This window comes from Mycobacterium sp. (genome assembly GCF_032161845.1).
Taxonomy (GTDB): Bacteria; Actinomycetota; Actinomycetes; order Mycobacteriales; family Mycobacteriaceae; genus Mycobacterium.
Genome location: NZ_JAVRQA010000181.1, coordinates 1 through 25,382 on the forward strand (window position 1 = coordinate 1; position 25,382 = coordinate 25,382).

A 25,382-nucleotide genomic window follows, 5' to 3' on the forward strand; every position below is an offset into this window, starting at 1 on the left:
GGATGCCCCGCCCAGCCCCGTTTCAAGCGCTACCCGACGGCGGCATCCTGATCGCCGAGACGTAGATCTCGAGGACCGGCCGATAGAGGTCGACGCCGTCGATCTCGCTGGCGAGAATCACGCCATCACTCGTCGAGATCAGCAACTGGGCAAGCGTTTCCGCCGGGATGGACAACGTCGCGCCAAGCTTGTCGACGCCCTCGACGATGAACTGGGTGAGCGTTTCGACCACTTCCCGGCGCTTGGCCGCGACCCGTTCGCGCGCGGCGGGATTGCGCGACAGGTAGAGGATGAACTCGTGTCCGAGTGCGGCGTGCTTGGCACCGCCGGACCGGCTGAGATCTCGCCACCGCTCGGCGATCCGGTCCAGTTCCGCGCCCATCGGCAGCGACAACGACCGCAGCTCACTGAAGTTGTCGAAGTACCGCTGCCAGAACCGGTCGCTGACGGCGAAGAACAAGTCTTCCTTGGCCTTGGCTCCGAAGTGGGAGTAGATGGCCCCGCGGGTGTAGCCGGCGGAGTCGGCGATGTCCTCGAGGCTTGCCGCATCGAACCCCTTGCGGGCGAACTCGTCCTCCGCCGCATCGATCAGCAGCGTTCGAGTGCGCTCCGCCCGGCGCTCCCGAGTCCACTTCTCCACCACGTCCGTCATCTTGCCGCACGGCGGCAGACGATCCGTTGCACTTCGCATACATCAATGTATATTTTCTACAGCAACGTAGGTATGGCTCTGCAGGAGGAATACGCGCACATGACGGCAGCAGCGACGAACGAGATCTTCTACGACCCGTACGACGTCGATCTGATCGCCGACCCGTATCCGATGTTCCGCAGGCTTCGCGAAGAGTTGCCGCTCTTCTACAGCGAGCAACACGACTTCTGGGCCGTCAGCCGGTATCACGACGTGAACAGGGGTCTGCTCGACAACAAGACCTTCACGTCCGGCCGCGGCAACATCCTCGAGCTGATCAAGGCGAACATGCCCATCCCGCCGGGCCTCCTCGTGATGGAGGACCCGCCACTGCACGACGTCCACCGCAAGCTGCTGTCGCGAATGTTCACTCCCCGCAAGATCAATGAGCTCGAGGCGATGATCCGTGCGTACTGCGCCCGATGCCTGGACCCGCTCGTCGGTTCCTCGGGATTCGACTTCATCCGCGACCTCGGCGCCGACATGCCGATGCGGGTGATCTGCACCCTGCTCGGCATCCCCGAGGAGACGCAGGAGGCCGTTCGCGACCGCTCGAACGCACACATGACGACCGAGGCCGGGCAGCCCATGGAGATCGCGTCATCGGGTTTCGACGACGGCCAAATCTTCGTCGACTACGTGGACTGGCGGGTCGACCACCCCGGCGACGACATCGTCACCGAACTGCTCAACGTCGAGTTCACCGATGACACCGGCACCGTTCGTGGGCTCACCCGCGAAGAGCTGCTGATGTACGTCAGCGTGGTCGCCGCGGCGGGCAACGAGACCACTACCCGGCTGCTGGGTTGGGCCGCAAAGGTCTTGGCCGAGCATCCCGACCAACGTCGCGAACTCGTGGCAGACCCGTCCCTCATCCCTGGCGCGATCGAAGAATTACTGCGCCTGGAGGCGCCGGCCCCGCACGTCGGCAGGTACGTCGCGAGCGACGTCGAGTACTACGGCCAGGTGGTTCCCGAGGGCAGCGTCATGATGTTCCTCGTCGGAGCGGCCAACCGAGACCACCGGCAGTTCCCACCCGACGGCGACGTCTTCGACATCCACCGGAATGCGCGGTCGCACATATCGTTTGGCGTCGGAGCGCACTACTGTCTCGGCGCCGCGCTCGCCCGTCTCGAGGGGCGGGTGGCGATCGAGGAGGTACTCGCACGCTTCCCGGAGTGGGACGTCGACCTGTCGCGGGCCACGATGTCGACGACGTCGACGGTCCGCGGGTGGGAGACCATGCCCGCCGTCATTCACTGACGCCCGCTGAGTCCACACAGCCGGAGAAGTGCACCGAGACCCTCCGGCGTACCTGGCCAGTGCTCGGCCAACGTCGCCGAGCCCGCCACCCGCGCAACCGACCGCAGCACGATGGCCACGATCACCGCGTCGTCTGCGTAACCGATCACGGGAATGAAGTCGGGAATGAGATCGAAGGGCAGCGCGAGGTAGACGAGTAGGGCGGCGACGCGAATCCTCACGCCACGCGGCGCAGCAGGATCGGTGGCCAGACGCTTCAGCAGCCGCAAGAGGTCGGGCAACAGTCTGGCGACGTCGCGGAGTCCCACGTCGTCCGGCTTGGCGAACCACAGAGCGGCCACCAGCACCAGCCACACGACGATCAGTCCGCCGAGGACGCCGAGCGCGATCGACCACCAGTGGGAACCCACTAGCGCCTAGAACGGACTGCTGTTCGACTGCGATCTGCCAGAAGCGGGCCGCGGCCCGAAGCGCCGAATGTAATCCTCGTGTAGGCGGGCGTCCTTGCGGCGCCTGATCACGTCGACCAGGTTCGGATCGAGGCCGTGCTGCCCCAAGCGGTGGCGACGCCACACCTTGTTCAGCGCAAGCGACATCAGGATCGCCCAGATGTAGATCGGGGCCGTCATCTCGAAGTGCACGTACAGCGACGCAGGCAGTAACCAGAGCGGGGCGAGTACGAGCAGCGGCGGGACGGCCATCCGGATCACGTGCCGGCGGACCGCTCCCTCGCCCGCAAGATCCTCGGCCACCCAACTGCGCATCGAGTCGGGCAGGCGGCGCCCGTAGGAGTAGGCGACGTACTGCAGTGGCGTGGGCCGGTCGGTGGCCATCATGACTCCTTGGGTTCGGTTGCTCAGACGTCGAGAGCGCCGGCCGCCAGCGCGGCGACGTTGATGCGCGTCAGGACTCGGTGAAGTTCCTCGAGTTCGGCCAAGTCGACGCCGAGTCGCGCGACGACCGCGGGCGGGATGTCCAAGGCCCTGGCGCGAAGGGCGGCGCCCTTGGCGGTCAGCTCGACGTCGGTGGCGCGCTCGTCGGCGGCGCTTCGGGTCCGGGTGATCAAGCCGAGCGCGTCGAGGCGTTTGAGCATCGGCGACAGCGTGGCCGAATCCAGTTGCAGTGCGGTGGCGATCTGCTTGACCGACATCGCCGGGCTTCCGCCCGAGGGCGCTTTCTGGTGATCCCACAGCGCCAGCATCACCAGGTACTGGGGATGGGTGAGACCAAGAGGTTCCAGCAGTGGGCGGTACACCGCCAGAACCGCGCGGTTGGTGACGGCCAACGCGAAACACACCTGCCGCTCGAGGGCGAGGGGGTCGATCTCTGGCGCGGTCGTGGACGGCATATTTGAATCGTACGCTAATAGTTAGGGCACTAACAATGTGACATCGATCGCCCCGGGTAGTCGGCCGGGGGGGCGCTTCGGACCGTCAGCCCGTGGCCGATTTCGGTTCGGCGGCGACGCGGAGATGCTTGCGCGCCTCCAGTTCCTGTTCGTCGACGAGTACGACCATCGGCTGGTCCGGCACGCACAGCATCGTGACGGTGAAGCGGCTCCTGACGTCGTCGCGGTTGTTGCCATCCGAGTAGTGGATGACGTCACCCCCGGGTTCCCAGAACGTCTCGCCCGCCCTGATCACCCTCGGCGGCTCACCCTCGAGTTCGAAGAGCATCTCGCCTTCCAGCATGTAGCCGAACGCCGGTCCGCTCGGGTGCCGATGCGGAGGCGCACCAGCACTGCCGGGCGGATACGTGATCTCCACGGTCATCGCGTGGGCGTTCTCGGGAATGAAAGGGGGCTGCACCTCCTGAAGGACGGTCATGGCGTTCGCCCATGCGGGGTCAAATGTCCTGGACATCGAATTTTCCTCTCTCCGTTCAACTTTCATATCGCGGTGCCGCCGCCGTCGGCGTGCACCGTGGAGCCAGTGATGAAACTCGAGCGTGACGACGCGAGGAACAGCACCGCCTGCGCGATCTCCTCGGGACGTGCGGTACGACCTAGCGGCAGTGCGCGCCCCAGCTCGTCGTTGGTGTCACCCCATTCCGCCACCACGCCTTCGGTGTCAGTCGGTCCAGGCGCCACGTTGTTGACTCGCACTCCGCGGGAGCCGAATTCGGCAGCCCAGGATCGCGTGAGTGATTCCACCGCGGCCTTCGACGCGCTGTAGACGGACGCACCGGGCACGCCCTTCGAGGCCACCATGCTGGTGACGTTGATGATCGAGCCACGGCCGCGCCCGAGCATCCCCGGCACCAGCCCGGCCACCAGGAAGTACGTCCCGCGGACGTTGGTGTCGAAGGTCCGCTCGAACGGGGCGATCTCCTGATCGACGGTCAGTGCAGCGGGAAATCCGGCGGCGTTGTTCACCAGGATGTCGACCGCTCCGACTTGGCGCACCAGTGACGTGACCGACTCGAGGTCGGACATGTCGGCTTGCAGATACCGTACCCCCGAACCGATTTCGGCGGCCGCAGCCCTTCCTCGCTCCAGGTCCCGTCCGGTGATGAACACCGCCGCGCCTTCGTCCGCCAGCAGCCGGGCACAGGCCCGACCGATGCCCGCGGTGCCCCCGGTGACCAGGGCGGTCTGGTTGGTCAACTCCATCGTTCGGTCGCCTTTCTCATGCACTGCGCTGTTCGGTCATCGTGAAGGTGGACCTGCCGTGGTCGAGGTGAGCCAGCGCGATACGCAACCGCTGCCTGCCCCGCGACACCCGCGACATCACCGTGCCAAGCGGAATGTTCATCAGCGCGGCCGTCTCGGCATAGGTATATCCCTCGACGCCCGCGTAGTACATCACCGTCCGGATGCCCTCCGGCAACGTCGCCAACGCGGCCCTGATCTCGTTGTCCGGCAACGCATCCAGCACTTCCGCCTCGGCAGATCGGCGACCCACTGACAGTCGGGTGACGCCATCGACCAGCTCCCTGTCGCCGACCTCGTCGACCGAGATCTCCGATGGGCGCCGCTCCTTGTAGCGGTGCGTGCTGACCCACCGGTTGTACAGAATGCGAAAGAGCCACGCCTTGAGATTCGTGCCCGGCGTGAACGAGCGGAAACCCTTGAAGGCGTGCAGCAGAGTGTCCTGCAGGAGATCCTCGGCGTCGGCGTCGCACTTGGTCAGTTGGCGAGCGCGGCGCGCGAGGGCGTCGAACATCGGGGCGGCGTCTCGGGCGAAACGCGAGGCGAGCTCGGCCTCGGACTCAATGGGCCTGGCCGTCGTAGTCATCGGCATGATCGAGTACCTCGATTCCGTTCGGCTGTTACCGGACCGGAGCCGGCGCATTGTCGACGAGCCGATCCGCGAAGCGGGTGGTGAAGAAGTCCCATGCCGGCACGTCGTCGAAGGACGGCGAGTTGGCGACGTCGACGACGACCTGGGCACCGGTGAGCACCTCGGTGAGGCCCTCGCCCGTGAGGATGTCGACGCCGGATGACGGCGACGCGGCAATGGCCTGATGACCGTGTTCGGCGAGCTTGGCAACGACCTTCGAGCCGATCAGGCCCGTGCCCCCGATGACGACGACCTTCATGATGAACCTCCGGTTTCGTGACTGCTTTCGTGCTGAGAGCCCGAATGCGCTGTTCACATCACATTGGAGGTTGGCTACGGAAAGTGAGCCCTTGGTAGTTCGTAGTCCGTGGTTCGTAGTCCGTGGTGGCGGAGGAAGTCAGTGGTCGAGCGAACCTAGCTCGCCCACGAAATCGTGCGCAGTTGCCTGCGGGAGGTGATGCCGAGCTTGACGAACACCTTGCGCAGGTGCCATTCGACGGTGTGCGTGCTGATGAACAGCTGCGCGCCGATCTCCTGGTTCGTCAGACCGTCGCCGGCCAACCGCGCGATCTGCGCCTCTTGGGCCGTCAGCTCGCCGCCGGTGCTGACGGCCTGCTTGCGTACCTTCTCCCCCGTCGCGACCAGCTCCCGCCGAGTCCGTTCGGCGAAGCCCCGTGCGCCCATTCCGGTGAACATCTCGTGCGCGGTGTTCAGCTGCTTACGGGCATCGAGTCGGCGATTCGCCCGCCGCAGCCACTCCCCATAGGACAGCCGGGCACGCGCACCGTGCAGCCCTGCATGCGCGCGGTCGAGGCGTTCGATGGCCTCGTCGAAACAGGCTTCAGCCTGGTCATCGGTGGCGAGTAGGCCTCGCGCGGCCGCCACCACTCCCAGCCCCCAGTCCGTTCCGCTGGTACCCGGTCTCGCGTCGAGGAGGGCGAGCGCGGAGTCGGCGGCGTCGCGGTCGCCCAGATGTGCTGCGGCTTCGATGAGTTCGAAGAGGCACCAGCCGTAGAACCCGAGATCCTCGTACTCACAGCACTCACGGGCTGCCGTCAACGCCTCCTCGTAGCGACCGAGACCATTGAAGAGGACAGCGGAGGCAAATCTGGTCACTCCGACGAGTCGACCCTCACCCCTTGCGATTCCATCCGCAGCTGCCGCCGTGATCTTCTCGAGGGCATCGTCGGGGTCACCCTGCCACGCAGCGACGTTCAACGAGTGGTATTTCACCGGCGTATAACCCGTTGATGCGGTGATCGCGTTTGCCTCTTCGATGAGCCTTGCCGCCGAGCCGAATTCGCCCTTGTAAACGTGCACCCCGGCTAGATAGCCGAGTGCCGGTGGAAGCACCGCCAGCGCGCCGGTCTCTCGCGCGCGCCGCACCAGGTCAGTGGCGATCTCCTGGAGGACTGCGTCGTCCCACAATTCGTGCGCCGCGGATTCCTGCGCGATGGGGAACGGCCACTGTACGGCCTTTGATTCGTCGTTCTGGCCGTGCACATTCCACAGTTCCAGGGCGGACCGCAGGTGATCGAACCCAGCACCCGGGCCGTCAATGATCCGGCTCGTCATACCGCTCAGGAGAAAGTCGATCGGCCGTTGCAGCTCCCGCACGCGGCCGACCGCGTCGCGCCCTGCCTTGGCCACCGCGGCCAACCTGCCGGGTTCGCCGAGTCGACCCGCGTACATGGCCGCGGTGAGCGCCTCGAAATATGTCTCCCTCGCCAGGGCGTCGTCTAAGCCGTCGAGTCTTCTTCCGGCACTGAGAAGTTGCCCCGCGGCCTCACCGGCGCTGGGCGCACCTGGCTCACCCGCGCGGCTGCGCACGAACTCCATCTGCGCGCGCATGCGGGCGATCTGGGCCCGTTGCAGCGTCGACACCGGTCCCAGCTCGGCAGTCGCCAGAAGTTCATACGCCACCGCGGGTGCATCGACGTCTCGTTTGGACTGCGCGGCGGCGATGGCCCGCGACGTGCGCAACGCAGGGTCCAACGTGAGCACGGTGGCGCGCTCCAAAAATGCTGCCGCAGCCGCCGCGCCGCCTCTGCCCTGTGCCCTGCCTGCCGAGGCCTCCAACTCGGCGGCCACCGCATCGTCGGGACCCGATGCGGCGTTGGCCGCATGCCACGCGCGACGGTCGGGGTCGACCTGCGGATCGGTGGCGTCGGCGAGCGCACGGTGGATCGCCCTGCGTTCGGTCAGGTCGGCAGCGCGATACGCGGCGGAGCGCATCAGCGGATGGCGAAAGCGCATGCGGGGACCGAATTCGATGACGCCGTCGGCTTCGGCGGGTGCGAGCGCGTCGACGGGAACGCCGAGTTGCGCTGCGGCGCGCAGAAACAACGCCGAATCGCCAACCGGCTCCGCGGCCGCGAGGAGCAGCAAGCGTTGCGTCGGCGGCGGGAGCGACTGAATCCGGTGCACGAAGCCGTCCTCGACCTGGCCAGCCGAATGGCGTCCACCGACGTTGAAGAACCCGCCGGCAAGCTCGGCAACCGCGACGTTTCGTGGCACCTCGAGCAGGGCCAGCGGGTTACCACGCGTCTCGGCCACGATGCGATCGCGCACCCGCGGATCGATGCCGCCCAGCATCACCGATTCCAACAACTCCCGCGCCTCGGCGTCGGACAGGCCAGGCACCACCAGTTCGGGCAACCCAGCGAGCACTTCGCCGCCGTTGCCGCGGACGGCGAAGATCAACGCGACCGGCTCCGCCAACAGCCGTCTCGCGACGAATCCGAGAGTCTGCACCGACACCAGGTCGAGCCACTGTGCATCGTCGATGATGCAGAGCAGCGGTTGGTCGTCGGTGGCCGCCGCCATCAGGCTCAGGACTGCCAATCCGACCATGAAGCGGTCCGGGGTCGGTCCGACACCTCGCCCGAAGGCCACGGACAGCGCCTCGCGTTGTGGCTCTGGGAGTTGGTCGACGTAAACCATGAGTGGGGCGCACAGTTGCTGAAGCCCCGCGAAGGCGAGTTCCATGTCGGACTCGACGCCGGAAACCAGGGCGAGGCGGAAGCCAGTGGCCTCCTTGGCGACGTAATCGAGCAACGCCGACTTGCCGACCCCTGCCTCGCCACGCAGTATCAGCACCTGGCTCGTCGCCGACCGGGCACTCGACACCGCGCTCCGCAGGGTCGCGCACTCGCCGGCGCGTCCGCGCAGGTCTTGGCCCGACATCACACCACCGCGCCTGTTCCGAGTGGACCAACTTTGTCTCGCCGATGGTAGCGATGACGCACGCCCGGAGGAAAATCGGTCCTTGCGCTCCTATCTCGCGAGGACGCGCGGTGTTACTCGGCCTTGGCAGCCGTCTCGAGAATCCAGTCCTCGAAACGCGTCCCGGTGCGCATCGAGTCCTCGCTCGGGACCAGCGTCCGCTCTTCGATGTCGACGCCCCAGTATTTTGCGGCAGGATCGGCCACGACCTGGCGCGCGTCGCCATGAGCGGTGAGTGCCGTGCGGATGAGTTCGGGCAACCGAAACTGTTGCGGGCCGCCGACTTCGGTGATGCCGTTCACCGGGGCGTTCATCGCGACGTTCGCGACCGCCAACGCCACGTCGAGCGAGGCCATCGGCTGGATCAGCGCCGATGGCAGCCGCACCGTTCCGTCCACCGTTGCAGAGTCGGCGATCGTGTTGAGGAACTCGAAGAACTGCGTCGCGTGCACGATGGAGTACGGAATCGGACCGGCGTTGATGAGCTTCTCCTGCGTCAGCTTCGCCAGGAAGTAGCCGCTTTGGCGCGCCAGCTGATCGGTTCCCACGACGGACAACGCCACATGGTGTGCGACACCGGCTTCGGCCTCCGCAGTGAGCAGGTTGGTGGTCGCTGCCTGGAAGAACTCCATGGCGGCGACGTCCTCGAACGACGGTGAGTTCGACACGTCCACTACTACCTCGGCACCGACCAGGACGTCTGCCAGCCCCTCGCCGGTGACCGTGTTGACGCCGGTGGAGGGAGCCGCTGCGACCGCTTCGTGACCGTGCTCGGTCACGGCGTTCAACAGCTTGGAACCCACCAGTCCGGTTCCTCCGATGACGACGATTCTCATGATTGGCCTTTCTCGGTCGAGCGCGCTGAACCTTCTCGACGAGCAAGAACGGATGGGGCGGTCCAAATTCATCCACCCGCACGGGGCTAGTGCTTCGTGGAAACGACGCCTGCCCACTACTGCTCCCGCCAGTAGGTCAGTAGATCGTGTATCCGCCGTCGATGACGACGACCGAACCCGTCATGAATGCCGATGCGTCTGAGGCCATGTACACCACCGTGGGTGCGATCTCCTCGGGTAACGCGTACCGCTTCATCGGTGCGTCCTCGATCCAGTGCTGGCGGAACTCCGGCTTGTCCACGGGCGCCATCTCGGTCTTGACGTATCCCGGGGCGATCGCGTTGACCCTGATGCCGTAGGGGGCCCACTCGGCGGCCAACGACTTCGTCAGCTGATGCACTGCGGCCTTCGACGCGTTGTAGGACGGTTGCCACTGCGGCCGGTTCACGATGAGGGAGCTGATCGAGCCGACGTTGAGGATGTTGCCACCGCCGTGATCCTTCATGTACGCGCCCGCGCGCTGGCTCAACCGCCATAGCGAGCGCGTGTTCACGTCGAAGACGAGGTCCCATTCGTCGTCGCTGATCTCAAGCGCGGGTTTGTGTATGGCCAGGCCGGCGTTGTTCAGCAGGACGTCGAGTCCCCCGAGTCGCTCCACGGCGCCTTCGATCGCGGCGTCGGGCCCGTCCTTGGCGGTGATGTCGACGTCGAAGGCTTGCACCTCGAGGCCGTCCGCTGCCAACGAGGCCACCGCGGCGGCGTTGCGGTCGGCATCTCGGGAGACGAAGGCGACGTCGGCCCCCGCCTCGGCGAGCCCGCGCACGAAGGCCAGCCCGAGACCGCGGTTGCCGCCGGTCACCAGCGCGCGCTTCCCGGTAAGTGCAAAGGCATCCAGGACAGTCATGTGGTCTGCTCCATTTCCGGGCTGAACTAGTCGCCGCCGCTGAATCTTCGGGTCGTCAGCCCGTTGAGAAGGGCCGCCAGGATCAGGACGACGCCGAGCGCGAGTAGCTGGAACTGGGTGCCGGTGTTGCCCTCGAAGTACAGGATGATGCCGGCGTTGAGCCACACGATCAGGAGCGTCGCGAGCAGGACTCCGGCCAGACGTCCGATACCGCCGGTGATCGCGACTCCACCGAGCACGGCGATGGTGATAGCGGGCAGTGCGAGTCCATTGCCTGCGGTGCCGGAGTCCGGTCGGGCGGAAGCGAATTCAGCGGTGATGTACACCGCGACGAGACCGGACAGCACCCCGGAGACGACGTAGGCGCGCATCCGGGTGCCAGGCACGTCGACACCGGCCCACCGCGCCGCGACGTCGTTCGTCCCGACGCCGTAGAGCCTTCGGCCGAAGGTGCCGCGACCCAGCGCGAGCCACAGGACGACCAGAACGGGAGCCAGGAAGGTGAAGACGCCAAGTGGCACGTCGGGAATGTAGTCGCCGATGATGGGGACGCGGACCGAACCGGTGAGCGTGTACAGGTCCTGAATCTGCGGGCTGTTGATGGGTTTCTGGTCGTTGATGACCAGCGCGATGGACTTGTACCCGTAGTAGGTGGCCAACGTCGCGATGAGCGCGGGAAAACCGATGCGGGCGACCAGGAATCCGTTGATCGCCCCGAGTAGCGCGCCGGTAACCACGGCCAGCAGGACGGCAGCGAGCAGAGGCCAGCCCCACTTGCCGTAGGCGAACCCGAAGATCATCCCGACCAGCGACACCATGGCGCCGACCGACAGGTCGATCCCGCCGCGGCCGGACACGATGACGACGAGTTCGGCGAACCCCAAGAGCGCCAACGGCACCGCATCGATGAGGGTGGCCGACATGTAGTCGAAGTCGTAGTCACCGGACAGATACCCGTTGGCGCTCAGGTACGTCAACCACGCGACGACGATGACGATCAGGACCCCGAGGAGCACGATGCGCTGTGTCAGGACGGCTTCGGCGATCCGGTTCATCCGACGCCGCGTTGCCGGCTGCTCCGCGGCGGGCGCGGACGTATCGACGGTCACCGGTCCCTCCTGGAGCCACGGCGGACGAGGTCCGTGCCCACCGCGACGACGATGAAGATCCCGACGAAGAGGTCGGAAAGCTGCGACGGCCAACCCAGTTGCGTGACGCCCGATTTCACCGTCTGCACCAGGAGTGCACCGAGGACGGTACCGAGCACGGATCCACGGCCACCCATGATCGACGTACCGCCGATGACCACCGCGGCGATCACGGCGAGTTCTTGGCCCGACCCCACCGACTGATCGAGGTTGGAGGTTCCCTTCGCCAACGTGAAGACCGAAGCGAGTCCGACCAGTAGACCGGTGATCACGTAGGCGATCAGGATGCGGCGCTGCACCCTGATCCCAGCCAGTCGCGCGGCGACCGGATCGCCGCCCACACCGAAGAAGTGGCGGCCGCCGGGGGTGTGCCGGAGGTACCACCAGGCGATGGCGGCGAGGAGGACGGTGATCGCGAAACTGTGTGGCACCGCCAATGTTCGGCCGTCGACGCCACGGCCGAACCACGCCAGCGTGTTCGGCATTCCGGCGATCGGCTGGGAGGCGAAGATCTGAAGGCCCACGAAGAGAAAGAGATTCGCGGTGCCGAAGGTGATGATGATCGCGTGCACGCGCCCGTAGGCGATGAGCGCCCCGTTGACCAGACCCAGGACCGCGCCGGTTCCGACCGCCACGACCAGACACCACCACACGGGCAGCGCGTGATCTCGCATCAGTTTGGCGGTGATGACCGAGCACACCATGATCGCACCGCCGACCGATACGTCGATGCCACCGGTGATGATCACGAACGTCATGCCGATGCCGATCAACGCCACTGGCGCCACCTCGACGAGGAGCGGGATGATCGAACCCGCACTGAGGAACGCCGGCGTGGCGAACGCCAACGCGATCCACAGCACCACGAGTACTGCGACGAGGGCAATCTCAGCGGATGTGATCGGCGAGGGCAGGACCCGCCCGCGCGTCGTCAAGGGCGCCGCGGACGGGGTGGCATTGGGGTCGATCGCCGTTGTCACGAGCGATCTCCAGCGGCGGCGGCGAGGACGTCGACCTGGCGGGCATCGGGTCCGAATTCCGCTGCGATGGTGCCGGTGCGGACGACCAGGAGCCGGTCGGCGATCCGCAGCGCCTCCTGAAGATCGGAGGTGGCGACGAGGACGGCCGTCCCGTTGTCGGCGAGATCGGTGATGATGCGGTGGATTTCCTCTTTTGCTCCGATGTCCACGCCCTGGGTGGGCTCGGCGAGCAGTAGCAGCTTTGGCCGCTCGACCAGTTGACGGGCGAGCATGACCTTCTGTGCGTTGCCGCCGGAAAGGCTTCCTACCGTTTGATTTTCGCCTGACGCCCGCACCGCCAGCCGCTTCATCAGGTCTTTGACCGTTGCGCGTTCCCGGCGTCGGTCGACGAAGGCCTTGCCAAGAGACAGGCGCTGGAGGTGGCCGATCGACACGTTGAAGGCGATCGATTGGAAGGAGAACATCCCCTCGGTCTTGCGATTGGCAGGCAACAGCGCGATTCCGGCTTGAGCCGCCTGCCGGGGCGTTCGCGGCGCGACGGCACGCCCCTCGATCACGATCTCGCCTGCGCTCGTCTTGGCCAATCCGTAGATGCATTCGGCAATCTCGGCGACGCCGGAACCGACCAGCCCGTACAGGCCGAGGATCTCACCGGAGCGCAGTTGCAGGCTCACGTCGTCGAATGCCCCAGCGCGGGCGAGTGACCTCAGTTCTAGGACGGGTTCACCCTTCGGCGCCGTTCGAGGACCTGTGTGCTCCGAAAGCGCCTCTCCCACCATGAGTTCGGCGATGCGCCGCACTGTCATGTCTTGGACCGGATGGGTACCGATGGTGCTGCCGTCGCGCATGACGGTGACCTGATCGGCGATCTTGACGACCTCGTCGAGTCGGTGGGAGATGTAGATGACCGCTACACCGTCATCGGCCAGTCGGCGGATCACGCCGAACAACACCTCGATCTCGGCGTCGGTCAGGATGGCCGATGGCTCGTCGAGAATGAGAATTCCACACTTGCCTGCCAGCGCCTTCGCGATCGACACCTGCTGCGCCGTGGCGACCGAAAGGCTTCCGACGGTGGCGGTGGCCAACTTGGCCGGAAGGCCAAGCGTCTCAAGGAGACCGACCACCCGCTCGTTCTGCGCCGCCCAGTCGACCCGGCCCCGCGTGACCATCTCGCGGCCCATGAATACGTTCTCGGCGACGGTGAGTTCGCCGAACAGCTGCGGCTCTTGATACACCGTGGCGATGCCAAGTGCGATCGCGTCGACCGTGGAGGCGATCGTCACCGGCTCACCGTCGTAGGCGACGCTGCCCGCATCGGGCATCGTGGCGCCGGAGATGATCTTGATCAGCGTGGACTTGCCTGCGCCGTTCTCACCCACCAAGGCATGGACCTGCCCGGCTCGAACCTCGAAGTCGGCATGCCGGATGGCCTTGACGGCGCCGTAGCTCTTGACCACCCCGGTGAGGGTCAGTCGCGGCTCTTGCGGCATGAGGTCAGTAGTTGAACTGGCCGACGTTCTCGGTGGTGATCAGAAGCGGTTCACCGAGCACCAGGGTCTTGCTGGCCTCGTCCCACTTCACGTCGGTCATCTGGTCATTGACCTTGTTGTCCGCCTGGAACGTCTTGCCGCTGGCGAGCTGCTCACCGGCCCACGCCGTCAGGTAACCGAGGTTCGCCACGTTCCACAGGATCGAGCCCGACGAGGAACCGTCGGCCAGGTACGGCGCCATCGACTTCGGGGTGCCGATCCCGACGGAGTAGACCTGGCCGATCTTGCCCGCGTCCTTGACCGCCTGAGCGACGCCGACGGCGGAGGTGGTGCACTGCCCAAGCAGCCCCTTGAGATCGGGATGTGCGCTCATCAGGTCGGTGGCCATTTGCGTTCCCTTGGCCTGGTCCTCTCCGGAGTACACGACGTCGACGAGCTCGGCTTCGGGGTACTTGGCCGACACGTAGGCCTTCTCCGCGGCGATCCAGGAGTTGAGGTTCTCGGCGGTTTCGCCGCAGGACACGATGGCCCACTTGCCCTTTCCGCCCATCGCCGTCATCAGCGTCTCGGCGGTCTTGTTGCCGATGCCTTCGGCGGTGGCCTGATTCACGAACGCCTCACGCACCGAGTTGGGCGCGTCGGTGTCGGCAGTGAGCACCTTGATGCCCGCGTCCTGGGCCTGCTTCATCAGCGGTGCCATCGAGTCCGGATCGTTGGGCGCGACCACGAGCACGTCGACCTTTTGCTGGATGAAGGACCGGACGATCTGCGCCTGTGCGGCGGCATCTGCAGAGGTGGGCCCCTGGTACAGCCACTCGACGTTGCCCAAATCAGCGGCTGCCTGCTTGGCTCCGGTGTCCATCGCCTCGAAGTACGGCGAGCCCTGGAGCTTCGGCACGAAGGCGACCTTGATCTTGCCGCCGGCTTCGGCCGACGAACTGGCGCCGCCCGACGTCGATGGTGGGGCCTCGTCCTTCTTCGTGCAGCCGCCGGTGATCATCGCCATGGCCAGCGCCACGCTGATCGCTCCGACGACACGCTGGGAAATCGGCATTGACTCATCCTTCGGCCCGGGACTGAGAGAACCTCACCCGAGACCTACCCGGGCAGGCGAGCACCCGACGCGTCCATTTCATATTTCGAACTCAGCGTCGAGTGATGAAACACACAGTAAGCACCTCGTCGTGAGCTTGTCAACAGCGTCGAACAACCTGTGCTGCACCATGATTTGTGGTCTTCCTCAGTGGCACATCGTTTATGGTGAGCCGATGGCGGAGCCGGCGCGTGTGCCCGCGCTGACCCGCGCCGCCGTCGTCCTTCAATCGATCAGCAACACCGGTCGCCCGATGACGCTTGCCGAACTCACCGAGCTGACGGGCTTTCCCAAGAGCAGTGTGATGGGCATCTGCCATGCCCTCGCCGACGAAAGCCTCCTCGCCCGCGGCGTCGACGGCACCTACGCCCTTGGCTCGCGCGTCTTCGAACTGGCATCGACGGCGCGTGCGCAGAGCTGGCCGATCCACGACATCGGCTTCAGCTACCCGGTCGCCGAGAGTTTCTTCGTCGCCGAGATCGAGGCGCTACACGCAGAGGCCGACCGGCTCGGTGCGCGGTTGCACGTGCGAACCGCCAAGGAGGACAGGGAGAACCAGTCCCGACAGATCCTCGAATTGGTCAGCGGCGGTTTGGATTTGATTCTGATCGAGCCGGTGGCTACCGACGGCCTCGAAGAGGCGTGCGCCCGTGCCCGAGCGGCGCGCATTCCGGTGGTGGCAATCGGCTCGGCCGTCAGTGGTGCGGACGCCGTGGTGGCGACCGACAACACCAAGGCGGGTTTTCTGGCGGGGTCAGCGCTGGCGACCGCGCTTGGCGGGCGGGGCCGCGTCGCCGTGGTCGGCGGTATCCCGATCACGGCCAACTCCGACCGGATTGCCGGCTTCCTCGCCGCGATCGGCCCGCATCACCAGATGACGGTGGCTGCTACCAGTTACGGCGAATTGGACGCCCGGTCGGGACAACGAGCCGCAAGGGAAATCCTTGCGGCGGACTCCGAGATCGACGGCTTCTTCGCGGCCAACGACCAGATCGCCATTGGCATCTCGCGCGTTCTACGGGGCCGAAAACTCGCCATGCCGATCGTCGGCGTCGACGGCGCCAAGGGTGCCGTCGAAGAAATACGTAGGGGTGGACCGATCATCGCCACCGCCACTCAGGATCCCGCCGCACTGGTGCGGGCGGCGATGGACATCGGCATCGCCCTGCACAGCGGCGCGCATGTCGCTCGTACCTCGCGATACCTCGCGCCGCGCTTGATCGACGCACACAACGCCGCGAAGTACGAACCATGGGGATAGTCGGTTCGCGCACGCCTGCCGTGCACCGCGGCGTCCGTGTTCTCGACGCCGTCGCATCGGGAGCCGCCAGCACACCCGCCGCGTTGAGCGGAATGCTTGGCCTGCCCAAGAGTTCGATCGCCGATCTGCTCGGCACCCTGGAAGACGTCGGTTTCATCGCTCGCGGAGCTGCCAACGGCCTCCACGCGGGGATGCGTTGGTCCGACCTTGCCGATCCTGATGCCCTGGTGCACAATCTTTTTCGCGCCTGCACGACGCCGGACCTCGACGGACACACGATCTCGCTCGTTCAGCTCTTCGGCGACCAAGTCCTCTTCGTAGACGTACACCCCGGCAGACTGCCGTTGCCGCTGACGCCACGACCGGGTCAACGCGCAAGTGCGACCGCGTGCGCTGGAGCCGCAGCCATCCTCTCGTCGATGTCCATCGACGAGGCGGCAGACGCCGTCCGCGCCGCCGCCGCTCACCTCGGTCTCACCGACGACGAGGTGCAGCGCTGCCTGAAGCTACGGCACGCGCGGCGACGCAAGGTCTACGAATCGCTTTCCCCATACACGGGGCGGCAGCTGGCCTGCTCGGTCGCGGGCACTCGATACGCGCTGACCCTCCACGTGCCCGACCGCTGGCCCGAACCGAAGACCCGCAGAGCCGCCCACGCTCTGAACGCCGCAGCCAACGACTACTGACGCGCACAATCGACGTATGCAACTGGCGGCGGTGAGGGCAGCCACCACGCGATTCCTCCTCGACTCCGATCCCGGCCGGTTGCGCTTGCGGAATGCCGCGGCGACGACGCTGGCTCTCGTATTGGCGATGGTCGCGCTGCTGGCGTTGACCCGCGCCGCTGATCAGCCCGTGACGGTCGCCATGTTGGGCACGATCGTCGCCATGCAGTCGTCGGCGGCCGTGAAGGATCGACAGCAGCGCAGTCGCGTCATCACCACGCTGCTGCTCTTCTTCCCCGCCATCGGAGCCGTCTCGTTGGCCGCCGTCCTCTCCCAGTTCGGCGCGGTCGCCGACGTCGGATTCATCGCGGTGCTCTTCGGCGCCGTGTGGGTCCGGCGATTCGGTCCCCGCGGAAACGCCCTCGGCATGGTCGGCTTCATCTCGTACTTCTTCGCGTTGTTCCTGCGCGCCTCACCGGGTCAGATACCGGTGCTGGCCGCGGCGATCATCGTCGGCATCGGTGCCTCGCTGTTCGTCCGAACGGTGATATTCCCCGACCGTCCACGTGTCGAGGTCCGTCGTCTGGTCCGGGCCCTACGCGCAGCGTCGAGTTCGGTATTGGAGGTGGCGACGAATCGCGGTGACTACGACCTGACCGTGCTGCGGCGACGATTGAACCGGCTTGGCGAGACGGCGCTGATGATCGACGACTGGCTCGACCGTCATGACGCCGCGCAATCGCTGAGCGTCACCAGCGAAGATCTCGCGTTGCGAATCTTCGACGCTCAGATCGCCATGGAGCAGCTGGGCAGCCTGCTGTGGTCACTCGACTCCGCCAAGCCATGGCCGGGCGGCCTCGACGATGCGGTCGCCGCCGTCGGAATCTGCTTGCAACAACATCCATCCGAAGACGCTCTCCGAGCTGCCCGTAGGCGAGCCGCAGCCGCCGCAGACCGCGCGGACCTGTCGACGCCCGAAGGCATCGCGACCATGGTCGGCTACCGAGCGATTCAGGCGCACTTGGCAATTCACCACATCACGACGAATGCGTTGGGCGCCGCCAAGTCTGCCGATGCCGAACCCGAGGCTGCTCCCGAGGACGCACACCCCGGGCTGAATCCCAGTACGAAGGCCGCCGTCCAAGTGGCCGTTGCGACCAGCGCGGCCACGATCCTTGGCGAAATGATCTCCCCCGATCGCTGGTACTGGGCCGTGCTCACCGCGTTCCTCGTCTTCACCGGGGTGTCGACGCGCGGTGAGATCCTGACCCGTGCCGGTCACCGCATCGTGGGCACCCTGGCCGGCGTCGTGGCGGGCGTGCTGCTGGCCGCCGTGGTTGGGCACAACCCGCCGCTTCAGATCGCGCTCCTGGTGGTCTGCGTGTTCTGCGCGTTCTATCTGGTCACCGTGGCGTACGCGTGGTTGACGTTCTTCGTCACCGTGCTGCTGGCGATGTTGTACGGATTGCTCGGCAACTTCAGCGTCCACGTCCTCGAGCTTCGGATCGCCGAAACCGCCGCGGGCGGCCTGGTCGGCATTGCCGCCGCGTACTTCATCTTCTCGACTGGGACCCGCGCCACCCTCGTCGAGAAATTGGATGACTACCTCGACCAGATGATCGCCGTCGTCGACGAAGGCATCGACTCGGTGATTGCACCCGGCGGCGAGACCGACCTGGTCGCCAAGACGCGTCGGCTCGACAACGCCCTCCAAGGCGTCATCACGGCGGGCAAGCCGCTGCAGATGGGACCAGCGGCACGGGGCCGTCGCGGGGTGCGGCGACTGGTGCGCGGACTGCAGGTGAGCAACCGATCGGCGCACGCACTGGCCCGCGCCGGCGTCAACGCATCACGCGCGGATCCCAACACCGCTCCCCCCGAGGCGACCTCGGCCGCTCTGCGCGCCGCCGCCGCCCACGTCTGCGACACGATCGATGCGGTGAAGCGGGCAGTCGCCGGATTGTCCGTCGACTCGCCGGAGAAGGCCACGGAGACAATGATCTTGGACGTGACGGGCACTTCCGACATCCCGCCGGGCCCCGTCCGGGGCGCGCTACGAGCGCTGAACGGTCTCGATCGGGCGCTCGTCGAGGTCACTGCCCGGGTCTGATGGGATTGAGTCCGAAGACCTTCAACGCGGCGGACTTCCCCTTCAAAGTGTGAGACCCGCGGTCGACGAGGCCGGACGGTCGAGCGGCCAAGGCGTCAACGCAGTGGTTGGTGAGAAGGATGGTGTCGCCGGTGGTCTTGGTGAGCTGTTCGACGCGGGCGGCGACGTTGACGGTGTCACCGATCAGGGTGAACTCCAGCTTGCCTCCCCCGCCGATGGTGCCCGCAATCACCGCCCCGGTGTTGATTCCGATGCCGATGCGGAGTGCGCCGTCGAATCGCTCGGCGACCAGGCCCTCGATCAACACCGCCGCAGCCACCGCAGCGTCGGCGTGATCGGCGAGGTCGTTGGGGGCGCCGAAGACCGCCAATGAGCCGTCGCCGAGGAACTTGTTGACGTGCCCACCGGCGTTCACAACCGCGGGCACCACGATCTCGAACAGGGCGTTGAGTCGTGCGACGGTGTCCTCGGCGGTATTGGCTTCGGCGAACGGGGTGAAGTCTCGAATGTCGACGAACATCACCGTGACCTCGCGGCGCTCACCGGTGAACACGTCATCGCCCTGCTCGAGTAGCCGCGCTGCGAGAACCGGGTCGACGTAGGTGCCGAATGCCGTCTGAAGTCGTTGCCGCTCAGCCAAACCCGCCTGCATGCGATTGAACGACGCAGCCAGTGCACCCAGGTCATCGTCCTGGACCACCGGCAGGCGTTGGCTGTAGTCACCGGCCGCCACCCGTTCGGTTCCCTCGGCGAGATCGCGAATGGGTCGTAGCGAGGGTGAGAACGCCAGGCCGACGGACGTCGGCACCGCCAAGAACAGGGTCAACGCACAGCCGATCACGACAGCGAACACGGGCACCTCACTGGCCCAATCGAATACCGACGCCAGCATCGCGCCCGCTACGGCGAAGGTGAACGCCGTGGCGAGCATCGACACGTTCGACCATGCCGCGAAACTCGGACGAGCACGGGGCAGTGCGTCGCCAATCGCCGTATCACCGACAATGGCCACCCGCGCCGGCCGCATGACCGATTCCACCAAGCTATGTACCGCATCCAGATGGACGGCGATTCCGAAGGCTGCGCCCAGGATCGCGTACTGGAACAGCCGTGACCCGGCCGCCCCGGCGATCTCAGCGACGATGACGGCTAGCAGCGCAGCCCCAATCGCGTTGCCCCACACCACGCGAACCACTGTGGACCGAGCGTAGGTGTAGGTGGCATCCAGTGCCCTGCCGCGATCGACCTCGAGCCCAGCGGCCCAACGCTCCACGGGACGAGCCAGGCTCAGCCCAGGAAGGACGTTTACGTATGCCAGCAACAGCGCCGCGACAACCGTGACGGCGGCCGCCTCGACGTAGCGGTCGGACCCCTCAAAGGCGACGACCACGAACGACAAGAGTAGGTAGAACGGCACCACCACGAAGAACGCGACCGCGAAGATTGCCCACGAATAACGCGCTCCGTACCGATCCCACGCCCACTGCCAGATACGGTCCATGCCTGAGACTAAGCGTCCGCAGCCGTTGACCTGCGACTCTTGGAGTGTTGGGGTTTACCGGAAGCGCAGCGCGACGAGTGCAGCGACGACCGTGGACTTGGACCGACCCCAACGTGGTCGCGGCGGCCGGCAGGCCCGATCCGTGATCGCCGTCTCCAACCCACGTCGTTGAGTGCCGACGACGTGCGGGCGGACTACCCGGGCCTGCTGCGCCACGGTCCTGAAACGTTCCTCCGACGCCGTCTCCGGTGCATCGTCCGAGGACGCGGTGAGAAAGCGATCCGGTAGGGACAGCTTGCAGATCGTGCGCACCGTGTGCCAGTACTGGCGAAGCAACGGACCCGTCGTGTACGGCAGGTCGTACTCGGCCAGTAGTGGCCGCCGGCGCGCCGAGACCTCGGGGAGCCTGTTGCTCGGTAGGTCGGGGAACAGGTGGTGCTCGATTTGGTAACAGAGGTTTCCGCTCATCACCCTCATGGCGGGGCCGGCATTGAAGTTGGCGGTGCCCAGCATCTGCCGCAGGTACCACTCCGCCTTCGTCTCGCTCGCCACCGCTTCGGGAGTGAACTTTTCGGCGCCGTCGGCGAAATGCCCGCAGACGATCACGATGTATGCCCACCCGTTGCGGAATCCGGCGGCGAAGAGGTTCGCCAAGAACGTCCGGATGAACCGACGTCCGCTGAGCGCCGGATAGACGAGATAATCCTTGGCGGCCTGGCGGCCCATCTTGCGGAACATTGCCCGCTTGAGTTCGGCTCGCGCCTCCTCGGTCGACTGATCCCGTTGTTCTGCGGCCAGATTGTGCAGCGCGATGCCCCACTCGAAGGCGATCGACAGCCCGACGGCCCGCAACGGAGCCCACCGATAGCCCGGCTTCCACTCCTGGTCGCGGCTGACGCGGATGACGCCGAAGCCGAGGTCGTCGTCCATTCCGATCACGTTGGCGAAAACGTGATGGCGGTAGTTGTGGGCATACCGCCACTGTGATGACGGGCTCACCATGTCCCACTCCCAGGTGTTGGAGTGGATCTCCGGATCGTTCATCCAGTCCCACTGGCCGTGGATGATGTTGTGGCCCAGTTCCATGTTCTCGACGCACTTGGCCACCAGCAGTCCGACGGTTCCGATTGCCCATCCGGTCTTGCTCTTGCTGCCGAATATCGTCAGACGGGAAACAATTTCGAGGCCGCGTTGGCACCGTATGACGCGCTTGATGTATGCACGATCCTTGGCACCCAGTGACGTCTCGACGTCGCGACGGATCGCGTCGAGCGAAAGCCCGAGGGATTCGACGTCCGCGTCGCTAAGGTGTGCGTACTCAGCTACTTCCGAGATGGCAACGGTGAATCACACCCCAACTACCTGGGGCAATGCCGGGAACACGGGAAAGCGCACGCGAGACTCCGTCCGGGACCACGGCGACTTCTTCACCGCGGACGCCACACCGTATCCATCCCCACCGCGCGCTGCATAATCAGCGCGTCACCGCGGTATCAACCGGTAGCGACATCGGAACCAAGCCGATACACTCCGCGCCGATCGGGTCAGCAGGACGGAATGGCCAGGCTCAACTCTGCGGGTCGGCGCGGAAGATCTTGTTCGTCGCCGGTGCGGTCGCCTGCGTCGCACCGATGACGGCACCTACCCCCGTGCGACTCCGGCATGATCGACAGTCATCACGGCGGTCACCGCTAGGGGTGTCCCGCGCTAATGGCAAGCAGAACGCACCTTGGGCCGGCTGGACATGTTTTCGACAACTTCTCTCAAACCGCTCTGCCAGCGCGCTGCAAAGCGTGCCTACGCCACTGCCTCTTGCTGCTCACCCACGGTCGTGCTGATGTATTCGGCGATGTGGGAGAGCGTGGGGTAGTCGAAGATCATCGTCGGGTCGACATCGATGTCGAAGTGCGCCTCGACGTCGCCGACGAGGCTGAGTGCGTGCACCGAATCCACACCCATCTCGGCGAGCGGAACCATGAGGTCGATCGTCGTCGCGGGAACCTCCAGGTAGGAGGCGAGGCGTGCGGTGAGCCAGCGGAGGATCGTGCGGCGGTCGACGTTCATTGCGTGCTCCTTGGGTCCTGACGGGCGGGTCCTGCGGTCTCATGGGTAGGAGGACGCAGCACGCACCAAGGCGACACTTTTTTGGGAAGTTCGTCGACCAGACTTCGTTCCGTGTCGCTGACCTGCAGGTAAGTGGCGGAGCCAAGTGGTTCGCGTGGTTATGGTTGGCCGCATGACACGGAGCAGATCTCGGAGGCCGACCGCGGCCTTAGGGTCGTTGCGGCTGCGCGCGTCGGCGTGGGAGCGGCGATGATCCTGAGCGCACACAGCTTGGGGGGGTGGGCGTCGTTTGGTCACACTCGCCCCGGTGCCATTCGTGGCCGCAGGGATTTTCGGGCTCACCCGTAGGACCCGGAGCCCTCAGATCGCCGAAGAGGTCCTAGACCGGTACGCATCGTCAGCGGTCGCCGTCTAGTGCGAGAACAAGCTTGCCGGTGTTCTCCCCGCGGAAGAGCGTGAGCAGGATCTCCGGGAAGTTGCCGACGTCGCCGGTCACGACGTGCTCGCGTGAGCGCAGCTCGCCGCTGCGCAGCCACTTCGCCAGCTGGGCAACGCCTTCGGCGTAGCGGTCGGCGTAGTCGAAGATCACGAAGCCGGTCATCGACCCGCGCGCGACGAGCAGCTGCATGTAGTTGGCCGGTCCGCCCCCCGTAGCGGTGGCGTTGTACTGCGATACCGCGCCGCACAACACGATGCGACCGCCGCGAGCGAGTCGCCCCAGCGCCGCCTCGAGCGCCTCGCCGCCGACGTTGTCGAAGAACACGTCGACGCCGTTGGGAGCGTGGACTTTCAGTTGCGCGCGCACATCGCCAGCCTTGTAATCGATGGCGGCGTCGAACCCGAGTTCCTCGACGAGCCAGCGACACTTCTCCTCGCCGCCGGCGATGCCGATCGCCCGGCCACCCTTGATCCGCGCGATCTGCCCCGCAATGCTGCCCACCGACCCGGCCGCACCCGAGATGAGGACCGTCTGACCCGGCTCAGGCCTGCCGACGTCGAGCAGCCCGAAGTAGGCGGTGAGGCCGCCGATGCCAAGGACACCGAGATGGACTGCGGCGGGCGCGATGCTCATGTCTACCGGGGTCACGCCGCGCCCGTCCGAGACCGCGTAGCGCTGAACCCCGAAAACGCCGTACACCTCTTCGCCCACCGCGAAGTCCGCGTGACGCGACTCGACGACGCGTCCGATGCCGGCCGCACGCATCACCTCGCCGATCTCGACGGGCGGAACGTATGAACGGCCGGCGTTCATCCAGGTGCGCATCGCGGGATCGATCGACAAGTACTGCACTTGGACGAGGAACTCACCGTCGGCCGGACTCGGCACCGGCTCCTCGGTGAACGTCCAATCGGTCGACTTGGGCAGCCCGACCGGACGGGCGGACAGGCGGCATTGGGTGTTGACGAGCGTCACTGTTCACATCTCCTGGTTTGTGTTGTGTCGCAGCGCTACCGCATTGAGCGTGGCGGCGCCGCAGGGGTCCTCGGCGGTGGCTGGGACGATTGCCACAGTGTCAGCGCCTGCGTCGTGGTAGGCCTGCAACCGCGCGGCGACACGGTCCGGCGAGCCCAGCACGCACACCTGGTCGAGCAGCTCGACGGGGATCGCGGCGGCCAGTTCGGCACGGCGGGCACCCGCGCGGGCGCGCTGGACGAGGTCGAGAAAGCCGAGCTCGCTGAACATTTCGCCGTATCCGGGGGGCGCCAGATAGACGGCCAGCTGGGCAGCCAACTGGACGCGTGCCGCATCCCCGGGGTTGACCGCGACCGGAACCCAGACCGTGAGGCGCGGCGGGATGCGTCCGACCGAGGCAGCCTCGGCGTCGATGATCGCGCGGATGTCGGCGACCCTGGCGGGCGGAACGAGATTGAGCACGACCTCATCAGCGTGCTGTGCCGCCACCCGCGTCATTGCGGGCCCGAAGGCGCCTACCGCAATTCTGCTGTCCGGCATCGGCTTTCGCAGCCGGAAGCCGTGGCTGCGAACGTGGCGTCCGGTGTAGTCGACCCGCGTCCCGGCCAGGATCGACCTCAGGCACTCGATCGTTTCGCGCATGCGTGATGCCTGCTGCGCCCACTGACGGCCGTGCCAGCCGGCCACGATCGCCGGACTGGAGGCGCCCAACGCAATGTCGACGTCTCTGCCGGTGAGGGAAGCGACCGAGGAAAGGCCCAGCGCCAGCGCTACCGGGCTGCGGACACCGAGGGCCAGTGGTCCGAGCTTCATGTGCAAGCCGGGCACGCGGTGCCCGACGGCAGTGGCCAATGCGAAGACGTCGAAGGTGGCCATTTCGCCAATCCACAGCGTGTCGAACCCTGCTTCACGGGCCGCCTGCGCGACGTCGAGCGCCTCCTCGTCCGGCCGGTCCAGCCAGAACGGCAGCGCAACTTCGATACTTCCGGTCACAGCGTCGCCACGTCGGCCGACTGGTCGAGCAGGATGCGGCCGGGCAGCTCGCGCGAAGCCTCGTTGACTTGGAAGTGGGCGGTGGCGGTGTACGCGTCGCGAAAACGTCGCTGCAGTGGGGAGCTGTCGTAGATGGCGGTGCCACCTGCAAGGTCGTACATGGCGCGGACCACGTCGGCAGAGGTCCGCACCGCGTGAGTTGCCGCCAGGCGCAGGCGGTTTCGCGCCTCGACGGATACGCCGCCGTCTTGGCTGGCCTGCCACGCAGTCTCGATTGCCTGGTAGTACAGCGCTCGCGCAGCGCTCAACGCCGACTCCGCGGTGGCCACGGCCACCTGGGTCGCGGGACGCTCGGCGAGCGTGCGGGTCGACCCGAGCCCCTTCTTGTCGCAGGCCAGCTCGACGAGGTCGTCGATCGCGCCGCGCGCATTGCCCAGCGCCGCCGCGGCGATCGACAACG

General features: G+C 66.2%; 25 protein-coding genes. 4 read left to right on the top strand and 21 right to left on the bottom strand.

Annotated features, from left to right (window positions below):
• Positions 1 to 22: 22 nt before the first annotated feature.
• Positions 23 to 643, bottom strand: coding sequence for a TetR/AcrR family transcriptional regulator (locus tag QOD90_RS10375; RefSeq protein WP_526349328.1), 621 nt, complete (start codon positions 641 to 643; stop codon positions 23 to 25).
• 108 nt (positions 644 to 751) lie between these two features.
• Here QOD90_RS10375 and QOD90_RS10380 point away from each other — a divergent pair, with 108 nt between their 5' ends.
• Positions 752 to 1,954, top strand: coding sequence for a cytochrome P450 (locus QOD90_RS10380; RefSeq protein WP_526349330.1), 1,203 nt, complete (start codon positions 752 to 754; stop codon positions 1,952 to 1,954).
• On the opposite strand, the gene QOD90_RS10385 is transcribed toward QOD90_RS10380, so the two are convergent.
• The 14 genes from QOD90_RS10385 to QOD90_RS10450 form a co-directional block, all read right to left on the bottom strand.
• Positions 1,948 to 2,364: a YkvA family protein gene (locus tag QOD90_RS10385; RefSeq protein WP_526349286.1), complete on the bottom strand. Its 417-nt coding sequence runs from the start codon at positions 2,362 to 2,364 to the stop codon at positions 1,948 to 1,950. The two genes, QOD90_RS10380 and QOD90_RS10385, sit on opposite strands and share 7 nt — an antisense overlap.
• A 6-nt stretch (positions 2,365 to 2,370) precedes the next feature.
• Positions 2,371 to 2,787: a DUF5313 family protein gene (locus QOD90_RS10390; protein ID WP_526349288.1), complete on the bottom strand. Its 417-nt coding sequence runs from the start codon at positions 2,785 to 2,787 to the stop codon at positions 2,371 to 2,373.
• A 23-nt stretch (positions 2,788 to 2,810) separates the two neighbouring features.
• Positions 2,811 to 3,302, bottom strand: coding sequence for a MarR family winged helix-turn-helix transcriptional regulator (locus tag QOD90_RS10395; RefSeq protein ID WP_526349290.1), 492 nt, complete (start codon positions 3,300 to 3,302; stop codon positions 2,811 to 2,813).
• An 85-nt stretch (positions 3,303 to 3,387) separates the two neighbouring features.
• Positions 3,388 to 3,816, bottom strand: a complete 429-nt coding sequence (locus QOD90_RS10400; protein ID WP_526349292.1) for a cupin domain-containing protein — start codon at positions 3,814 to 3,816, stop codon at positions 3,388 to 3,390.
• A 26-nt stretch (positions 3,817 to 3,842) separates the two neighbouring features.
• Positions 3,843 to 4,565: an SDR family NAD(P)-dependent oxidoreductase gene (locus QOD90_RS10405; protein ID WP_526349294.1), complete on the bottom strand. Its 723-nt coding sequence runs from the start codon at positions 4,563 to 4,565 to the stop codon at positions 3,843 to 3,845.
• Positions 4,566 to 4,581: 16 nt separating this feature from the next.
• On the bottom strand, positions 4,582 to 5,190 hold the full coding sequence (locus QOD90_RS10410; protein WP_526349332.1) for a sigma-70 family RNA polymerase sigma factor: 609 nt from the start codon (positions 5,188 to 5,190) through the stop codon (positions 4,582 to 4,584).
• Between the two features lie 34 nt (positions 5,191 to 5,224).
• Positions 5,225 to 5,494, bottom strand: a complete 270-nt coding sequence (locus QOD90_RS10415) for an NAD-dependent epimerase/dehydratase family protein (protein WP_526349296.1) — start codon at positions 5,492 to 5,494, stop codon at positions 5,225 to 5,227.
• A 155-nt stretch (positions 5,495 to 5,649) separates the two neighbouring features.
• Complete coding sequence (locus tag QOD90_RS10420) at positions 5,650 to 8,421, bottom strand: helix-turn-helix transcriptional regulator (RefSeq protein ID WP_526349298.1); 2,772 nt, start codon at positions 8,419 to 8,421, stop codon at positions 5,650 to 5,652.
• Between the two features lie 113 nt (positions 8,422 to 8,534).
• Positions 8,535 to 9,296, bottom strand: coding sequence for an SDR family oxidoreductase (locus QOD90_RS10425; protein ID WP_526349300.1), 762 nt, complete (start codon positions 9,294 to 9,296; stop codon positions 8,535 to 8,537).
• A 136-nt stretch (positions 9,297 to 9,432) separates the two neighbouring features.
• Positions 9,433 to 10,200, bottom strand: coding sequence for an SDR family NAD(P)-dependent oxidoreductase (locus QOD90_RS10430; protein WP_526349302.1), 768 nt, complete (start codon positions 10,198 to 10,200; stop codon positions 9,433 to 9,435).
• Between the two features lie 26 nt (positions 10,201 to 10,226).
• A complete protein-coding gene (locus tag QOD90_RS10435) occupies positions 10,227 to 11,309 on the bottom strand; it encodes an ABC transporter permease (RefSeq protein WP_526349304.1) in 1,083 nt (360 codons plus the stop codon).
• Positions 11,306 to 12,328 (bottom strand): ABC transporter permease, encoded by a 1,023-nt coding sequence (locus QOD90_RS10440; protein WP_526349306.1) that lies wholly within the window; start codon positions 12,326 to 12,328, stop codon positions 11,306 to 11,308. Before QOD90_RS10440 ends, QOD90_RS10435 begins: the two co-directional genes overlap by 4 nt.
• Positions 12,325 to 13,821, bottom strand: a complete 1,497-nt coding sequence (locus QOD90_RS10445) for a sugar ABC transporter ATP-binding protein (RefSeq protein ID WP_526349308.1) — start codon at positions 13,819 to 13,821, stop codon at positions 12,325 to 12,327. Before QOD90_RS10445 ends, QOD90_RS10440 begins: the two co-directional genes overlap by 4 nt.
• A 4-nt stretch (positions 13,822 to 13,825) precedes the next feature.
• Entirely contained in the window at positions 13,826 to 14,875 is a 1,050-nt protein-coding gene (locus tag QOD90_RS10450) for an autoinducer 2 ABC transporter substrate-binding protein (protein ID WP_526349310.1), read from the bottom strand.
• A 214-nt stretch (positions 14,876 to 15,089) separates the two neighbouring features.
• Between QOD90_RS10450 and QOD90_RS10455 the strand changes: the two genes are divergently transcribed.
• From QOD90_RS10455 to QOD90_RS10465, 3 genes are read left to right on the top strand one after another with little or no spacing between them, the layout of a single operon-like run.
• Positions 15,090 to 16,175 carry a substrate-binding domain-containing protein gene (locus QOD90_RS10455; protein WP_526349312.1) on the top strand — a complete coding sequence of 362 codons (1,086 nt, stop codon included), beginning with the start codon at positions 15,090 to 15,092 and terminating at the stop codon, positions 16,173 to 16,175.
• Entirely contained in the window at positions 16,166 to 16,861 is a 696-nt protein-coding gene (locus QOD90_RS10460; protein WP_526349314.1) for a helix-turn-helix domain-containing protein, read from the top strand. The genes QOD90_RS10455 and QOD90_RS10460 overlap by 10 nt, the downstream gene beginning before the upstream one ends.
• A 16-nt stretch (positions 16,862 to 16,877) precedes the next feature.
• The gene (locus QOD90_RS10465) at positions 16,878 to 18,950 is read left to right on the top strand and encodes an FUSC family protein (RefSeq protein ID WP_526349316.1); all 2,073 of its coding nucleotides are present in this window, start codon (positions 16,878 to 16,880) and stop codon (positions 18,948 to 18,950) included.
• Here the strand turns inward: QOD90_RS10465 and QOD90_RS10470 are convergent.
• From QOD90_RS10470 to QOD90_RS10495, 6 genes are all read right to left on the bottom strand, one after another.
• Positions 18,934 to 20,451 (bottom strand): adenylate/guanylate cyclase domain-containing protein, encoded by a 1,518-nt coding sequence (locus QOD90_RS10470; RefSeq protein ID WP_526349318.1) that lies wholly within the window; start codon positions 20,449 to 20,451, stop codon positions 18,934 to 18,936. The genes QOD90_RS10465 and QOD90_RS10470 overlap by 17 nt on opposite strands.
• A gap of 54 nt (positions 20,452 to 20,505) precedes the next feature.
• The gene (locus QOD90_RS10475; protein WP_526349334.1) at positions 20,506 to 21,786 is read right to left on the bottom strand and encodes a fatty acid desaturase family protein; all 1,281 of its coding nucleotides are present in this window, start codon (positions 21,784 to 21,786) and stop codon (positions 20,506 to 20,508) included.
• Positions 21,787 to 22,248: 462 nt separating this feature from the next.
• Positions 22,249 to 22,515 (bottom strand): acyl carrier protein, encoded by a 267-nt coding sequence (locus QOD90_RS10480; RefSeq protein ID WP_526349320.1) that lies wholly within the window; start codon positions 22,513 to 22,515, stop codon positions 22,249 to 22,251.
• 397 nt (positions 22,516 to 22,912) lie between these two features.
• A complete protein-coding gene (locus QOD90_RS10485; RefSeq protein WP_526349322.1) occupies positions 22,913 to 23,929 on the bottom strand; it encodes an NADP-dependent oxidoreductase in 1,017 nt (338 codons plus the stop codon).
• A 3-nt stretch (positions 23,930 to 23,932) separates the two neighbouring features.
• On the bottom strand, positions 23,933 to 24,922 hold the full coding sequence (locus QOD90_RS10490; protein ID WP_526349324.1) for an LLM class F420-dependent oxidoreductase: 990 nt from the start codon (positions 24,920 to 24,922) through the stop codon (positions 23,933 to 23,935).
• A partial coding sequence (locus tag QOD90_RS10495) for an acyl-CoA dehydrogenase family protein (RefSeq protein WP_526349326.1) occupies positions 24,919 to 25,382 on the bottom strand: 464 nt, incomplete at its 5' end. The genes QOD90_RS10490 and QOD90_RS10495, both read right to left, overlap by 4 nt.

Excerpts from the sequence above, each read along its gene's own strand:
- QOD90_RS10380 (WP_526349330.1), top strand. The coding sequence starts at position 752 with ATGACGGCAGCAGCGACGAACGAGATCTTCTACGACCCGTACGACGTC.
- QOD90_RS10405 (WP_526349294.1), bottom strand. The coding sequence starts at position 4,565 with ATGGAGTTGACCAACCAGACCGCCCTGGTCACCGGGGGCACCGCGGGC.
- QOD90_RS10415 (WP_526349296.1), bottom strand. The coding sequence starts at position 5,494 with ATGAAGGTCGTCGTCATCGGGGGCACGGGCCTGATCGGCTCGAAGGTC.
- QOD90_RS10455 (WP_526349312.1), top strand. The coding sequence starts at position 15,090 with ATGGCGGAGCCGGCGCGTGTGCCCGCGCTGACCCGCGCCGCCGTCGTC.
- QOD90_RS10400 (WP_526349292.1), bottom strand. The coding sequence starts at position 3,816 with ATGTCCAGGACATTTGACCCCGCATGGGCGAACGCCATGACCGTCCTT.
- QOD90_RS10390 (WP_526349288.1), bottom strand. The coding sequence starts at position 2,787 with ATGGCCACCGACCGGCCCACGCCACTGCAGTACGTCGCCTACTCCTAC.
- QOD90_RS10395 (WP_526349290.1), bottom strand. The coding sequence starts at position 3,302 with ATGCCGTCCACGACCGCGCCAGAGATCGACCCCCTCGCCCTCGAGCGG.
- QOD90_RS10430 (WP_526349302.1), bottom strand. The coding sequence starts at position 10,200 with ATGACTGTCCTGGATGCCTTTGCACTTACCGGGAAGCGCGCGCTGGTG.
- QOD90_RS10480 (WP_526349320.1), bottom strand. The coding sequence starts at position 22,515 with ATGAACGTCGACCGCCGCACGATCCTCCGCTGGCTCACCGCACGCCTC.
- QOD90_RS10470 (WP_526349318.1), bottom strand. The coding sequence starts at position 20,451 with ATGGACCGTATCTGGCAGTGGGCGTGGGATCGGTACGGAGCGCGTTAT.
- QOD90_RS10425 (WP_526349300.1), bottom strand. The coding sequence starts at position 9,296 with ATGAGAATCGTCGTCATCGGAGGAACCGGACTGGTGGGTTCCAAGCTG.
- QOD90_RS10410 (WP_526349332.1), bottom strand. The coding sequence starts at position 5,190 with ATGACTACGACGGCCAGGCCCATTGAGTCCGAGGCCGAGCTCGCCTCG.
- QOD90_RS10465 (WP_526349316.1), top strand. The coding sequence starts at position 16,878 with ATGCAACTGGCGGCGGTGAGGGCAGCCACCACGCGATTCCTCCTCGAC.
- QOD90_RS10450 (WP_526349310.1), bottom strand. The coding sequence starts at position 14,875 with ATGCCGATTTCCCAGCGTGTCGTCGGAGCGATCAGCGTGGCGCTGGCC.
- QOD90_RS10460 (WP_526349314.1), top strand. The coding sequence starts at position 16,166 with ATGGGGATAGTCGGTTCGCGCACGCCTGCCGTGCACCGCGGCGTCCGT.
- QOD90_RS10445 (WP_526349308.1), bottom strand. The coding sequence starts at position 13,821 with ATGCCGCAAGAGCCGCGACTGACCCTCACCGGGGTGGTCAAGAGCTAC.
- QOD90_RS10420 (WP_526349298.1), bottom strand. The coding sequence starts at position 8,421 with ATGTCGGGCCAAGACCTGCGCGGACGCGCCGGCGAGTGCGCGACCCTG.